The organism is Streptomyces sp. NPDC002795, assembly GCF_042888725.1.
In the GTDB taxonomy this organism is placed as follows: domain Bacteria; phylum Actinomycetota; class Actinomycetes; order Streptomycetales; family Streptomycetaceae; genus Streptomyces.
The window spans coordinates 393,526-406,492 of the sequence record NZ_JBIAQB010000003.1; the positions used below are offsets into that span (position 1 = coordinate 393,526).

Here is a 12,967-nt window from a genome sequence, read left to right on the forward strand (position 1 = left end):
CGCCGTCGTCCGCCGTCAGGGCCCGCTAATCGGGCAGCTGCCGGCCTTTGCGCACCGCCTCGCTCACCGTCCAGGCCGGTGCCAGCAGCCCGGTCAGGCCGCCCAGTGCGATGAGGCGGAGGGTGAGGCGGTGGCGGCAGACGACGGTGACGCGGCCGTCGTGCTCGCCCGCCCTGTGCGCGGCGCGTTCCAGGAGCCGGAGGCCGGAGCAGTCGAAGAACGTGGCGCCGGTCAGGTCGACGACCACCACGCGGTAGGGCCCGGCGGCCACCGAGTTGAGGAGCGGGGAGATCCTGTGGAACGTCAGGATGTCGATCTCGCCCGCGAGTTCGACCACGACGCAGTCCCCGACGGTGCGCAGCCGGGGCGCGGTGGTGCCGTCCTCGGGTGCGGACGTGATGTCGATGGCTCCGAAAGAGCCGAAAGAGCCGAAAGCACCGAAAGCTCCGAAAGCGCAGTCCTGTTGCCCGCTCTGTAGCATCTGGCCCCCCGGGTCACGTGCCCGGCCGGGTCCGAAGGCGGTGCCGGGCAGGCGGAACGAGGTCACCGAGGTCCGGGGTGCCTGGGCGATCACGCTAGCCGCAGGGTTCCCTCGCCGTGGTGGCGTAACGATTCCTAAGCGGCTTTCGTCACTTGAAGGGGTGAATAACTCCGAAATCGCTTGACGTCCAGGGGTGTTCGGCTCGGGGAGGCTGCCCGTGTGTTCCGTGCACACCCCGTGTGAACTCCGCACCGTCACAGGGTGCGCACACACGGTGTCGTCCGTCGCAGGGGCGCGCTTGACTGGCTCGAAGAAAGCGCGGGAGGTCATGATCAGGGCCGGCCGTCGACCGTCGGGCAGCGGTGGACGCCATCCGCCTTGCGGGTCTCCCGCGCGTGGCTCCGGGGCTCCCCCCGATACCCGGAGTCGTGCGGGCGGTGTCATGGCGTGCGACCGCCTGGTACGCAGAGCTCGCCTGCCGCCACTTCCCTGGGTGGCGGGCGAGCTCTCCGTACGGTGGGCCCCAGGGTGGGCCGTGAGATCGCTGCCATGTGCATCGACCCCCTCATCAGCGGCTGGTTTCCGTGGCAGGGTGTTGCGGGCAAGCCACAGGGGGCCGATGGATGAGGGGGAACCGTGATCGTCTGGATCAACGGGGCGTCCCGCGCGGGGAAGACCACCGCGGCGCGGGAGTTGATCGACCTGATCCCCGACAGCACACTCTTCGACCCCGAGGTGATCGACGGCGAGCTGGAGCGGCTGCTGCCCGCGAAGCGGCTCGCCGAGGTGAGCGCCTACCAGGACCTGCCGATCTGGCGGCGCCTGGTCGTCGACACCGCCGCCGCGCTCCTCGCCGAGCTCGGCGGCGTGCTCGTGGTGCCGATGGGGCTGCTCCGCCAGGAGTACCGCGACGAGGTCTTCGGTGGGCTCGCGGCCCGGCGGATTCCTGTGCGCCATGTGCTCCTTGCTCCTGGTGAAACGATCCTGCGTGCCCGTGACCCCGCCGGTGAGGCGCCCGCCGACATCGAGCCGTACCGGGCCGCGCTCGCCGGTTGGCTCACCGCCGACGCCTACCCCGTCGACAACGGCGCTCTGTCCCCGTACGAGACCGCCGTCCGGATCGCCGCCGCCCTGAGCACCGGGGACGCGCCGTCCTGCGACATCGTGCAGACGCCCGAGCCGACCGCCGAGACGGTCGCCGCGGGCGTGCTCCTCTTCGACGACGAGGACCGGGTGCTGCTCGTCGACCCCACGTACAAGCCCGGCTGGGAGTTCCCCGGCGGTGTCGTCGAGGCGGGTGAGGCGCCCGCGCGCGCGGGGGTGCGCGAGGTGGCGGAGGAGACGGGTATCCAGCTCGACGAAGTGCCGCGGCTCCTGGTCGTCGACTGGGAGGCGCCCGCGCCGCCCGGCTACGGCGGCCTGCGCCTCCTCTTCGACGGCGGCCGGCTCACGGGCGCGCGGGCGCGTGAAGTGCTGCTGCCGGGCCCTGAGTTGCGCGCATGGCGCTTCGTGACGGAGAGCGAGGCGGCCACGCTGCTCCCGCCCGTACGCTTCGAGCGGCTGCGCTGGGCGCTCAGGGCGCGCGAACGCGGCGCCGCGCACTACCTGGAGGCCGGGGTGCCGGTGGGGTGAGCGCGCGCCACCGCCGCCCGCAGTGCCGCGCCCGCGCCGCCCACCACCGGGTCGCCGTGCCCGAAGCAGGCCACGTCGCTGTCGAGTCCGGCGAGCCGCCGGTAGGACGCGATCGCCCGCTCCTTGTCCAGGTTGAACACGCCGAGCATCACCTGCCCGTCCACCGGTGACGCCGCGATCGCGTCGCCGGTGAACAGCACGCCGTGGTGGGGGAGATGGATCGCGATCGACCCCTCGGTGTGTCCGGGCGCCGCGACGACATGTGCCCCGTCGCCGAAGTCGAGTACGTCACCGTCGTCCAACTCCCTTACGTAGTAAGGGAGCACAGGGTCGGCCGGAGGCGGCGGGAGCTGGGCCAGGGCCTGGGCGTGAAGGGGGCGCTCCCAGTCCTCGTGAACCGGCTCGGGCCCCCTCGCCTCGCCGCGCACATACGGGGCGTCGAGCCGGTGCGCGGACACCTCGGCCCCGCTCAGCCGCGCGAACTCCCCTGCCCCGCCCGCGTGGTCCTCGTGGAAGTGCGTGAGCACGATCCGCCGTACGTCGCCGGGCTCGTGCCCCCACGCGCGTACGGCCTCGGCGATGGGGTGCGCGGCGCCGGCCGCGCCCGCGTCGATGAGCGTCAACTCGTCGCCGTCGCGCCAGAGATACGCCTGGCCGACGGCGAACCGCAGCAGCCGGAGCCGGGGAGTGACGTCGATGGTCCCGGTGATCGGGTACGCGTCGGTGGTGTCCATGCCGCGACCGTACGAGCCCCGTGCCCCGAGCCGCGTACGACTTGGCTCAGGGCAGAGACGGGCCGCGCGAGGTCAGTTGGCGGCCGCGTACTTCTGAAGGAAGAGGGCCTCCGCCACCGAGAGGCGCTCCAGCTCCTCGGGGGACACCGACTCGTTGACCGCGTGGATCCGGGCCTCCGGCTCGCTCAGGCCGATGAGGAGGATCTCCGCCTCCGGGTAGAGCGAGGCGAGCGTGTTGCACAGCGGGATCGAGCCGCCCTGGCCCGCGTACTGCATTTCCTGACCGTCGTACGCCTGCCGCATGGCGTCGGCCATCGCCGCGTACGCGGGGCTCGCCGTGTTCGCGCGGAACGGCTGGCCCTGGCCGACCTGTTCGACCAGGACCTTGGCGCCCCACGGAGTGTGCGCCTCGATGTGCGCCATGAGGAGCTTCGTGGCGTCCGCGGCGTCGGTGCCCGGCGGGACGCGCAGGCTGATCAGCGCGCGGGCGCCCGCCTGCACGGACGGCGTCGCGCCGACGACGGGCGGGCTGTCGATGCCGAGGACGGTGACGGCGGGGCGCGCCCAGATGCGGTCGGCGACCGTGCCGGAACCGATCAGGCCTACCCCGTCGAGCACCTTCGCGTCGCCCCGGAACGCGTCCTCCTCGTACTGGAGGCCGTCCCAGGACTCGGTGGAGTCCAGGCCGTCGATGGTCGTCGAGCCGTCCTCGGCGCGCAGCGAGTCCAGGACGCGGACCAGGGCGGCCAGCGCGTCCGGGGCGGCGCCGCCGAACTGGCCGGAGTGCAGGTTGCCTTCGAGGGTGTCGATCCGGACGCGGACCAGCGTCATGCCGCGCAGCGTCGCCGTCGCGGTGGGCAGGCCGACGCGGAAGTTGCCCGCGTCGCCGATGACGATCGTGTCGGCGGTGAGCAGCTCCGGGTGCTGCTCGGCGTAGCGCTCCAGGCCACCCGTGCCCTGCTCCTCGGAACCCTCCGCGATCACCTTGACGTTGACGGGAACCCCGCCGTTCGCCTTCAGCGCGCGGATCGCCAGCAGGTGAAGGAGTACGCCGCCCTTGCAGTCGGCCGAGCCGCGCCCGTACCAGCGGCCGTCCGCGCGCTCGGTGAGCTCGAACGGGGGCGTCACCCACGCCGCCTCGTCCAGCGTGGGCTGCACGTCGTAGTGCGCGTACAGCAGCACCGTCGGCGCGCCCTCGGGGCCGGGCAGGAATCCGTACACCGACTGTGTGCCGTCCGGGGTGTCGAGCAGCGCGACGTCCTGGAAACCGTCGGTGCGCAGCGCGTCGGCGACCCAGTTGGCGGCGCCCTCGCTCTCGCTGCGCGGGTACTGCTCGAAGTCCGCAACCGACTTGAAAGCGACCAGTTCGGTCAGCTCCGCCTTGGCCCTCGGCATGAGCGAGGCGACGGTCTCGGCGATCGGATGCGGCGACATGGGCACGCTCCTCGTAGGTGCGACGTTGTGCAGGGTGTGCGGAAGATCCTCCCACAGAGGGCCGACGCACTGCCCGCCGTAGGATGCCTGGGACAGGTGCGGCAGGCATTCCTAGATGGCCGAAACGGGAGCAGCAGACCATCGTGAGCAGCGAGAATCCGGCGACGGACGACACGGACGGCAACGAGACGGGCGACGGCGGGTCTTCCGGGAGTGTGTGGGACATCGTCGTCGTGGGCGCGGGCCCGGCCGGCGCCTCCGCCGCGTACGCGGCCGCGAGCGCGGGGCGTCGTGTGCTGCTCCTGGAGAAGGCCGAACTGCCCCGCTACAAGACGTGCGGCGGCGGCATCATCGGCCCTTCGCGGGACGCGCTGCCGCCCGGCTTCGCGCTGCCGTTCAAGGACCGGATCAACGCGGTGACGTTCTCCCTGAACGGCAAGTACACCCGCACCCGGCGCTCCAGGACGATGCTGTTCGGGCTCATCAACCGGCCAGAGTTCGACGCCCAGCTCGTCGAGCACGCGCAGAAGGCGGGCGCCGAGCTGCGCACCGGTGTCACGGTGACCAGCGTCGAGCAGCACGGCAGCGCCGTGCCCGACCGGCGCACCGTCGCGGTCGGGCTGCAGGGCGGCGAGACGATCCTGGCGCGGGCGGTGGTCGGCGCCGACGGCAGCGCGAGCCGGATCGGGGCGCACGTCGGTGTCGAGATGGACCAGGTCGACCTGGGGCTCGAGGCGGAGATCCCCGTCCCCCCGAGCGTCGCAGAGGACTGGCAGGGGCGCGTCCTCATCGACTGGGGGCCGATTCCCGGCAGTTACGGGTGGGTGTTCCCGAAGGGGGACACGCTCACCGTGGGTGTGATCTCGGCGAAGGGTGAAGGGGCCGCCACCAAGCGGTACTTGGAGGACTTCATCGCGCGCCAGGGGCTCGCCGGCTTCGAGCCGTCGATCTCGTCAGGGCATCTGACGCGCTGCCGCGCCGACGACTCGCCGCTCTCGCGCGGCCGCGTCCTGGTGTGCGGCGACGCGGCGGGGCTCCTGGAGCCGTGGACCCGGGAGGGCATCTCGTTCGCGCTGCGCTCGGGGCGGCTCGCGGGGGAGTGGGCGGTGCGCGTCGCCGAGGCGCACGACGCGGTGGACGCGCGGCGCCAGGCGCTGAACTACGCGTTCGCCGTCAAGGCCGGGCTCGGTGTCGAAATGGCCGTCGGCAAGAGCATGTTGGCGGTCTTCGCGCGCAAGCCGGGGCTGCTGCACGCGGCGCTCACCTCGGTGCGCCCCGCCTGGAACGCCTTCGCGAGGATCACGCGGGGCTCTTCGACCCTGGGCGAGCTCGTGCGGGCGCATCCGATGGCGGGGCGGGCGCTGTCGCGCCTCGACCGCTGACGGTCACTTCAGTGTGATGCGGAAGACGGGGTGGTCCGGCGCGATCCGGCGCAGTTCGGCGTCGGGGGAGTCGGGCCCCACCCCGTTGAAGAACACCCCGACCTCTGCCTTCCAGCGCTTGAGGTAGGCGCGCAGCAGGGCGGGCTTGTCGTCGTCCGTGACCTCGACCGCGGTGAAGGCGTCGGCCCGCTTGCCCAGGCGCAGTTCCCCGCCGCCCGCGGCCCGCATGTTGTGGGTCCACTGGACATGGCCGCGGGGGGCCACGAGGTACTGCGAGCCGTCCACGGTCATGAGGTTGACCGGGGTGGTGCGCCACTCGCCGCTCTTGCGGCCACGGACGGCGAGGACGCGGGACCCCCACACGCTGAGACCCCGGCGGGTCATCCACGCCACGGCCCGGTTCATGACGTTCACGGTGAACCAGCCGGGCTTCTGAACGTGTACGGACGCGGACATGAGGTCCTCCAGGAAAGTGTGAGCGGTGCTCTCGCTTGAGAGCAGTGTGCACCGGTTCGGTGATCCAAAGCAAGAGCAGTGCTCTCTTTTCGGATCGGCGCACCGCAATGTGTGCACCGATCCGATTCCGTGGAACACTCGAACCATGAGTACGCGCCGCAGCACACCCCCACGAACCACAAGTGCCGCCCAAGGGGCCCGCGCCCGCGCCCGCCAGGAGGTCACCGCCGCCATCAAGGACGAGGCGCGCAGACAGCTCGCCGAGGACGGTGCGGCCAAGCTCTCCCTGCGCGCCGTGGCCCGCGAACTCGGCATGGTCTCCTCGGCCCTGTACCGCTACTTCCCCAGCCGCGACGACCTGCTGACCGCGCTCATCATCGACGCGTACGACGCCCTCGGCGAGGCCGCGGAGGGCGCGGACGTCGGCTTCGTCCGGACATCGTCGGCCACTGAGCGCTGGAGCGCCGTGTGCGGGGCGGTACGGGACTGGGCCCTGACGTACCCGCACGAGTACGCCCTCATCTACGGGTCCCCCGTCCCCGGATACACGGCTCCGGACAGCACGGTCCGGGCCGCCGCCCGCGTCGGGCAACTGCTCATCGGGATCGTCCGCGACGCGCACCAGGGCGGCGGCGTGACACCGCCCCCGCTCTCCGACGCGCTGCGGGCCGAGGCCGAGCGCATGGCCGCGGACCTCGCGCCGGACCTGCCGCCGGAGGTGGTGGCCGCGCTGGTCGCCGCGTGGGCGCAGCTGTTCGGGCTCGTCGGTTTTGAACTGTTCGGCCAGTTCAACCGCGTCGTCGACGACCGCTCGGCCTTCTTCGCCCAGGCCGTGTCCCGGCTCGCCCGCGACGTCGGGCTCGCCGCGTAGTCGTACTCCCCGGGAAGTACGCCTGATCACCTCGCACGGCGGACGCCCGAAGCCGCCCCCGGCGCTTAGCGTGGCGGCATGGACGAGCAGCGCGTACGTGACGGTGGCCCGCCCCGCCAGTGGGGCGGGCCACCGTGGCTGCGTGCCCGGTGGGGGCGCGGTCCCGCCGCGGGCGACCGGCGGTGGCCGTGGCGGTCCACGCTCCTCGCCACCGCGTTCGTCCTCGTGGGGACGAACTTCGCCGCGCACGGGCAGGTGGGCGAGCGCGCGGACCTGGACGTGTTCGCGCGGCTGCTGATGCTCGCCGGAGGCGCGCTGCTGCTGTGGCGTCTGCGCCACCCCGTGCTCGTCGCGTTCGGGACGGCGGCGTGCGTGACCGTGTACCTGGGCGCCGGATATCCGTACGGACCGGTGTTCCTGCTCGTCGCCCTCGCGTGCTTCTCTGCGATCGTGGCGGGGCGCCGATGGGCGGCGTGGGCGGCCGCCGGGGTGCTCTGGGCGGGGCATCTGCTCATCGGGCACTGGCTGTACGCGTATCTGCCGCCGGCTGGTGACGGGCCCGCCGGATGGGGCGAGGAGGGCATCGTCGCCGCCTGGGTGCTCGCGGTGATGGCGATCGCCGAACTGGCGCGGGTGCGGCGCGAACAGTGGGAGCACGCGCGCGTGGAGCGCGAGAAGGCGGCCAGACGGCGGGCCGACGAGGAGCGCCTGCGCATGGCCCGCGAACTGCACGACGTGCTCGCCCACTCCATCTCCGTGATCAACGTGCAGGCGGGCGTCGGGCTCGCGCTGCTCGACACCGACCCCGAGCAGGCACGCACTGCGCTGACCACCATCAAGAGCGCGAGCAAGGAGGCGCTGGGAGAGGTGCGGCAGGTCCTCGACACCCTCCGGACCCCCGGCGACGCGCCCCGCGCCCCCGCGCCCGGCCTCGACCGCCTCCCGGAACTCGTCGACCAGGCCGCGGGCGCCGGGCTCACCGTCGACGTCACCACCGCCGGACGGCGGACCGCACTGCCGCCGGGCGCGGACCTCGCCGCGTTCCGCGTCGTGCAGGAAGCGCTCACCAACGTCGTACGGCACTCGGGTTCACGCCACGCGCGCGTACAACTGGCGTACCGGGAAGCCGAGATGACGCTCACCGTCGACGACGACGGGCCCGCGACCCACGTCGAGGCGGGCGGCAGCGGCAACGGGCTGGCCGGAATGCGCGAGCGTGCCGCGGCCCTCGGTGGCACGATCGAGGCGGGCCCGCGCTCCGACGGAGGCTTCCGCGTCGTCGCACGGCTCCTGCTCACCACCCCGAACCGGGAGGCATCGCCTTGATTCGCGTACTGCTCGCCGACGACCAGTCGCTCGTCCGCGCCGGATTCAGGGCGCTGCTCGACGCGCAGAGCGACATCGAGGTCGCGGGCGAGGCGGCGGACGGCGAGGAAGCGGTGCGCCTCGTGCGCGAACTGCGGCCCGACGTCGTGCTCATGGACATCCGCATGCCGCTGCTCGACGGCCTCGCGGCGACCCGCCGGATCGGCGAGGACACGGACCTGGAAGTGGTGAAGGTGGTCATGCTCACCACCTTCGAGCTCGACGAGTACGTCTTCGAGGCGATCCGCGCCGGCGCCTCCGGGTTCCTCGTCAAGGACACCGAACCGGAGGAACTGCTGCGCGCGGTAAGGGCAGTTGTTCATGGTGACGCCCTGCTCTCGCCGGGCGTCACCCGGCGCCTGATCGCCGAGTTCGCGGCGCGCTCGAAGGAGCCGGAGGCCGCCGCCCCGCTCGCCGAACTGACCGAGCGGGAACGGGAGGTGATGGCGCTCGTCGGCATCGGTCTGTCCAACGACGAGATCGCCCGCCGCCTCGTCGTCAGCCCACTCACCGCGAAGACCCACGTGAGCCGCGCGATGGTGAAACTGGGCGCCCGCGACCGGGCCCAACTCGTCGTCCTCGCCTATGAGTCGGGCCTTGTGCGGCCGGGGTGGCTGGGCTGAGACCGGCCGCACAAGGCGCGCCGTCAGACTCCCGAGTGCTCCCGCCAGAACGCGGCGAGCGCCCGGTCCCCGCTCACCTCCGGGAACGGCAGCCGGTTCCACAGCGCCAGGTACAAGCGCGCCGCGGGACCGGACAGTTCGCACTCCGCCTCGCCCGAGGCGCCGCGCTCCGTGGCCGGGGGCTCCTGCGTGATGCGCACCGTCCACACGGCGTCCGTGCCCGCGTCGGTGGCCCGTACGCGCAGGGTCCGGGGCACGTCCGAGCGGACCCGGCTGCGCTTACGGGCGTGGAAACAGGTGAGCAGCTCGTCGATGCCGTCGGCCGCGAACTCCGGGGTGATCGGGTCGGGTTCCTCGTGAGTGGCCCGGTTCAGGGCCGACTGCGCGTCCACGCGGTGCACCGCCGTCTCGTGCGCCTGGCGGCGGGCCCAGAACGCCAGCGGAGAAGGGGCCGGGAAGAAGGTCCAGCAGTCCACGTCGGGCCGCGCGGCCGTGAGCGTGTCGACGAGTCGGCGGTGGCCCTCGCGGTACCAGGCGAGAAGGGCGTCGCCGTCCAGGTCGGAGCGGTCCTCAAGGGGGCGGCGCTCCTGGAGTTCCTCCGCCACGTACGAGGTCGCCCAGCGGTGGACCGCACCCTGGTGACGTAGAAGATCGCGCACCTGCCAGCCGGGGCACGTCGACACCTTGGCGTCGACGCCCGCCTCCTCGGCTGCCGCGGCCAGCAACTGGCCCTCTTCGTCCACGATTCGAATATGTTCGGCAATCTGCATACGCAGAGTCTGTCGCCTGAAGTGCGCGCGTACGCAAGTCAATTGATCGCGCGATCACGTGGTCACGTGATCGCCACCCGTCGTGTCGCGAAGCCGATCGTGGCCGCCACGGCGGCGAGCAGCGCCACGCTCGTCAGGGCGGCGGACAGCGAGAACCAGTCCGCCATGAAGCCGATCGCGGGCGGGCCGAGCAGCATGCCGCCGTAGCCGAGCGTGGAGGCGGCCGCGACGCCCGTGGGTCCGGCGAGCGCCCCGGCCCGTTCGATCGCGACGGGGAAGAGGTTCGCGAGGCCGATCCCGGTGATCGCGAAGCCGATCAGCGCGAGCCACACCGTGGGCGCCAGCGCGCCGAGCAGCATGCCGAACGCGCCGGTGAGGCCGCCGGCCACCAGCGTGCGGGTCCTGCCGAGGCGTTCGAGCAGGGTCGTGCCGGTGAGCCGGCCGATCGTCATGGCGAACGCGAAGCAGGAGTAGCTGGCCGCCGCGACGCCGGGGTGGGCGTGCAGGTCCTGCTCCATGTGCAGCGCGCTCCAGTCGGCCAGCGCCCCTTCGCCGTACGCCGTGCACAGTGCGATGAGCCCGAAGACCAGGACGAGGACGCGGGTGCGGCCGTCGATGCGGGGGCGCGTCCCCTCGCGGGTGTTCTCGCCCTTGCTGTCGTTCTCGTTCTTGTTCTCGGGTGTACGGGCGGCCACGGGAGTCGGCGCCGGGTGGCGCAGCAGCGTCGGGGCGGCGCACGCGGTGACGATCAGGCCGAGCACGGCGATCGCCATCAGGTGTTTGGTGGGTGTCAGGTGCCCCGCGACCAGGCCGCCGAGGCCCGAACCGAGCATGCCGCCGAGGCTGAACGCGGCGTGGAAGCTGGGCATGACCGGCCTGCCGAGGGCGCCGACCAGGTCGACGGCGGCGCTGTTCATCGCCACGTTGATCCCGCCGTACGCCGCCCCGAACGCCAACAGCACGAGGCCGAGCGCGAGGGGGGAGTGCGTGAGCGGCGGCAGGATCACGGTCAGCGGGAGCAGCACCCCGCACGCGACGGTCACCGCGTGCGAGCCGAAGCGCCGGCAAAGCCGTCCGGTCAGCATCATCGTGATGACGGCACCGGCCGAGACGCCGAGCAGCGCGAGGCCGAGGGCGCTCGCGGACGCCCCGGTCTGCTCCTTGACGGCGGGGATGCGCACCACCCAGCCGGCGAAGACGAAGCCGTCGAGCGCGAAGAACGCGGTGAGGGCGAGGCGCAGCCGGGCCAAAGACGCGGCGCGGGGGTCGTCGGCGCTGACGCACCGGAGTTTGTTCAGTAGCGGCACAAAGTCAGAGTAGAGCGGGACCGCGCGGCCGAACAAGGGGGTTGTCCGCAACTGCGTGTAGGTCACACGGTGAGGACCCGCACCCCCGCCTCCTCGAACCGTGCCAGCGTCGCCTGGTCCGCCGCCGTGTCCGTGACCAGGATGTCCACCTGCGTCACGTCGCAGATCCGCGCGAACGCCCGGTGGCCGAGCTTGCTGGAGTCGGCCGCGACCACCACGCGCTCCGCCCGCTCGCACAGCATCCGGTTGATCGCCGCCTCCGCCTCGTCGTGCGCGGACGCGCCGTGCGTGACGTCGAGGCCGACCACGCCGAGCACCGCCGTGTCGAGCGTGACCTGCCCGAGCACGCCGTCGGCGAGCGGGCCGATCAACTCGTACGACTGCGGGCGCGCGACCCCACCCGTGAGCACGATCTTGAACTGGGGCCGCACCGCGAGTTCGTTGGCGATGTTGAGCGCGTTCGTGACGATCGTCAGCGCGGGTGTGCCGGAGGCGAGGTCGGGCCTGACGGCGAGGGCCCGCGCCACCTCTGTCGTCGTCGTGCCGCCGGTGAGGCCGACCGCCTCGCCCGGGGTGAGGAGTTCGGCGACGGCCTTGGCGATGCGCTGCTTCTCGGCGGCGCCGAGCGCGGACTTGTAGCGCAGCGGGAGTTCATAGCTGACGCCGTGCACGACGGCGCCGCCGCGGGTGCGCACCAGCATCTGCTGCTCGGCGAGCCCGTCGAAGTCCCGGCGGATGGTCGCGGCGGAGACGCCGAGCTCGCTCGCCGCGTCCTCCACGTCCAGGCGCCCGCGCTCGACGAGCAGTTCCAGGAGGGACTTCCAGCGGGCGTCGCGGGACATCGGCGGCTCCAACTCGTCGTTCGGTTCGGTGGCACGACCTTAACCGGCATGCGCACTAATGCTTGATTGTGCGCGAAAGCTGGCTATATCTTGCAGGAACACGCATTCAGTGAGCGCGCCCCAGAGGCGTGACCAACCGCGGAGTGGGGGCACGGCATGAGCAACGTCCACAAGGAAAGCCACGTCGAGAACGAACTGAACAGCCAGCCGGAGTGCTGGACGCGGGCCGCGGGGCTCGCCACCCGGCACAAGGCGGCGCTGCCCGCCGCGGGGGAGCGGGTGGCCATCGTCGGCTGCGGCACCTCGTGGTTCATGGCGCAGGCCGCCGCCGCGCTGCGCGAACAGGCGGGCCACGGCGAGACCGACGCGTTCGCCGCGTCCGAGTTCCCGGCCGGGCGGACCTACGACCACGTGATCGCGCTGACCCGGTCCGGCACCACCACCGAGGTCCTCGACCTCCTCGCCGCCCACCGGGGCAGGGCCCGCACCACGGCGATCACCGGCGACCCGGCCACCCCGATCGCGGACGCCGCGGATGACCTGGTCGTCCTCGACTTCGCCGACGAGCAGTCGGTCGTCCAGACCCGCTTCGCCACCACCGCCCTCACGCTGCTCCGCGCGCACCTGGGCCTGCACCCCGAGCAGGCCGTCGCCGACGCGCGCACGGCGCTCGCCGAGCCGCTGCCCGAAGGCCTCGTGGACTGCGAGCAGTTCACCTTCCTCGGCCGCGGCTGGACGGTCGGCCTCGCGAACGAGGCGGCGCTGAAGATGCGCGAGGCCTCCCTGTCCTGGACCGAGGCGTACCCGGCGATGGAGTACCGCCACGGCCCCATCAGCATCACCACGTCCGGCACCGCGACGTGGATGCTGGGCGAGGCGCCCGAGGGGCTCGCCGAGCAGGTCGGCGCGACCGGCGGGCTCTGGATCGAGGGCCGCCTCGACCCGCTGGCCGAACTGGTCCGCGCACAGCGCCTCGCGGTCGCCGTGGCGGCCCGCAGGGAGCTCGACCCGGACCGCCCGCGTCACCTCACCCGCTCGGTGATCCTCGACGCCAACTGACCTGTCCCGCA

13 protein-coding genes are annotated in these 12,967 nt (G+C 72.5%); 6 read left to right on the forward strand and 7 right to left on the reverse strand.

The genetic code is table 11. The annotated features are described in order from the left end of the window. Positions 1 to 25: 25 nt before the first annotated feature. Positions 26 to 574, reverse strand: coding sequence for an anti-sigma factor antagonist (locus ACFYWS_RS11115; protein WP_389272865.1), 549 nt, complete (start codon positions 572 to 574; stop codon positions 26 to 28). Between the two features lie 543 nt (positions 575 to 1,117). Between ACFYWS_RS11115 and ACFYWS_RS11120 the strand changes: the two genes are divergently transcribed. Continuing rightward, positions 1,118 to 2,113: an NUDIX domain-containing protein gene (locus tag ACFYWS_RS11120; protein ID WP_389272868.1), complete on the forward strand. Its 996-nt coding sequence runs from the start codon at positions 1,118 to 1,120 to the stop codon at positions 2,111 to 2,113. Here ACFYWS_RS11120 and ACFYWS_RS11125 read toward each other — a convergent pair. Together ACFYWS_RS11125 and ACFYWS_RS11130 are read right to left on the reverse strand one after the other, a co-directional pair. Further along, the gene (locus ACFYWS_RS11125; RefSeq protein WP_389272871.1) at positions 2,083 to 2,847 is read right to left on the reverse strand and encodes an MBL fold metallo-hydrolase; all 765 of its coding nucleotides are present in this window, start codon (positions 2,845 to 2,847) and stop codon (positions 2,083 to 2,085) included. The genes ACFYWS_RS11120 and ACFYWS_RS11125 overlap by 31 nt on opposite strands. A 72-nt stretch (positions 2,848 to 2,919) precedes the next feature. After that, positions 2,920 to 4,281 carry a dipeptidase gene (locus ACFYWS_RS11130; protein WP_389272874.1) on the reverse strand — a complete coding sequence of 454 codons (1,362 nt, stop codon included), beginning with the start codon at positions 4,279 to 4,281 and terminating at the stop codon, positions 2,920 to 2,922. A gap of 143 nt (positions 4,282 to 4,424) precedes the next feature. On the opposite strand from ACFYWS_RS11130, the gene ACFYWS_RS11135 reads away from it, so the two are divergent. Further along, positions 4,425 to 5,663, forward strand: coding sequence for a geranylgeranyl reductase family protein (locus ACFYWS_RS11135; protein WP_389272876.1), 1,239 nt, complete (start codon positions 4,425 to 4,427; stop codon positions 5,661 to 5,663). A 3-nt stretch (positions 5,664 to 5,666) separates the two neighbouring features. Here ACFYWS_RS11135 and ACFYWS_RS11140 read toward each other — a convergent pair whose 3' ends face one another. Beyond that, on the reverse strand, positions 5,667 to 6,119 hold the full coding sequence (locus ACFYWS_RS11140; RefSeq protein WP_389272879.1) for a nitroreductase family deazaflavin-dependent oxidoreductase: 453 nt from the start codon (positions 6,117 to 6,119) through the stop codon (positions 5,667 to 5,669). Between the two features lie 145 nt (positions 6,120 to 6,264). Here ACFYWS_RS11140 and ACFYWS_RS11145 point away from each other — a divergent pair, with 145 nt between their 5' ends. From ACFYWS_RS11145 to ACFYWS_RS11155, 3 genes are all read left to right on the forward strand, one after another. Further along, positions 6,265 to 6,990: a TetR/AcrR family transcriptional regulator gene (locus tag ACFYWS_RS11145; RefSeq protein WP_389272882.1), complete on the forward strand. Its 726-nt coding sequence runs from the start codon at positions 6,265 to 6,267 to the stop codon at positions 6,988 to 6,990. Positions 6,991 to 7,068: 78 nt separating this feature from the next. Further along, positions 7,069 to 8,316: a sensor histidine kinase gene (locus ACFYWS_RS11150; RefSeq protein ID WP_389272886.1), complete on the forward strand. Its 1,248-nt coding sequence runs from the start codon at positions 7,069 to 7,071 to the stop codon at positions 8,314 to 8,316. After that, positions 8,313 to 8,978 carry a response regulator gene (locus ACFYWS_RS11155; protein WP_389272890.1) on the forward strand — a complete coding sequence of 222 codons (666 nt, stop codon included), beginning with the start codon at positions 8,313 to 8,315 and terminating at the stop codon, positions 8,976 to 8,978. The genes ACFYWS_RS11150 and ACFYWS_RS11155 overlap by 4 nt, the downstream gene beginning before the upstream one ends. Before the next feature lie 23 nt (positions 8,979 to 9,001). On the opposite strand, the gene ACFYWS_RS11160 is transcribed toward ACFYWS_RS11155, so the two are convergent. The 3 genes from ACFYWS_RS11160 to ACFYWS_RS11170 form a co-directional block, all read right to left on the reverse strand. Continuing rightward, complete coding sequence (locus ACFYWS_RS11160) at positions 9,002 to 9,748, reverse strand: maleylpyruvate isomerase family mycothiol-dependent enzyme (RefSeq protein WP_389272893.1); 747 nt, start codon at positions 9,746 to 9,748, stop codon at positions 9,002 to 9,004. 62 nt (positions 9,749 to 9,810) lie between these two features. After that, a complete protein-coding gene (locus ACFYWS_RS11165; RefSeq protein WP_389272896.1) occupies positions 9,811 to 11,055 on the reverse strand; it encodes an MFS transporter in 1,245 nt (414 codons plus the stop codon). 62 nt (positions 11,056 to 11,117) lie between these two features. Continuing rightward, positions 11,118 to 11,897, reverse strand: a complete 780-nt coding sequence (locus ACFYWS_RS11170) for a DeoR/GlpR family DNA-binding transcription regulator (protein ID WP_389272899.1) — start codon at positions 11,895 to 11,897, stop codon at positions 11,118 to 11,120. Between the two features lie 156 nt (positions 11,898 to 12,053). Between ACFYWS_RS11170 and ACFYWS_RS11175 the strand changes: the two genes are divergently transcribed. Continuing rightward, positions 12,054 to 12,956 carry an SIS domain-containing protein gene (locus ACFYWS_RS11175; RefSeq protein WP_389272902.1) on the forward strand — a complete coding sequence of 301 codons (903 nt, stop codon included), beginning with the start codon at positions 12,054 to 12,056 and terminating at the stop codon, positions 12,954 to 12,956. The last annotated feature ends 11 nt before the right edge of the window (positions 12,957 to 12,967 follow it).

Bases quoted from the DNA above. Each gene is read 5' to 3' on its own strand.
- ACFYWS_RS11160 (WP_389272893.1), bottom strand. From the start codon at position 9,748: ATGCAGATTGCCGAACATATTCGAATCGTGGACGAAGAGGGCCAGTTG.
- ACFYWS_RS11130 (WP_389272874.1), bottom strand. From the start codon at position 4,281: ATGTCGCCGCATCCGATCGCCGAGACCGTCGCCTCGCTCATGCCGAGG.
- ACFYWS_RS11140 (WP_389272879.1), bottom strand. From the start codon at position 6,119: ATGTCCGCGTCCGTACACGTTCAGAAGCCCGGCTGGTTCACCGTGAAC.
- ACFYWS_RS11170 (WP_389272899.1), bottom strand. From the start codon at position 11,897: ATGTCCCGCGACGCCCGCTGGAAGTCCCTCCTGGAACTGCTCGTCGAG.
- ACFYWS_RS11150 (WP_389272886.1), top strand. From the start codon at position 7,069: ATGGACGAGCAGCGCGTACGTGACGGTGGCCCGCCCCGCCAGTGGGGC.
- ACFYWS_RS11125 (WP_389272871.1), bottom strand. From the start codon at position 2,847: ATGGACACCACCGACGCGTACCCGATCACCGGGACCATCGACGTCACT.
- ACFYWS_RS11175 (WP_389272902.1), top strand. From the start codon at position 12,054: ATGAGCAACGTCCACAAGGAAAGCCACGTCGAGAACGAACTGAACAGC.
- ACFYWS_RS11145 (WP_389272882.1), top strand. From the start codon at position 6,265: ATGAGTACGCGCCGCAGCACACCCCCACGAACCACAAGTGCCGCCCAA.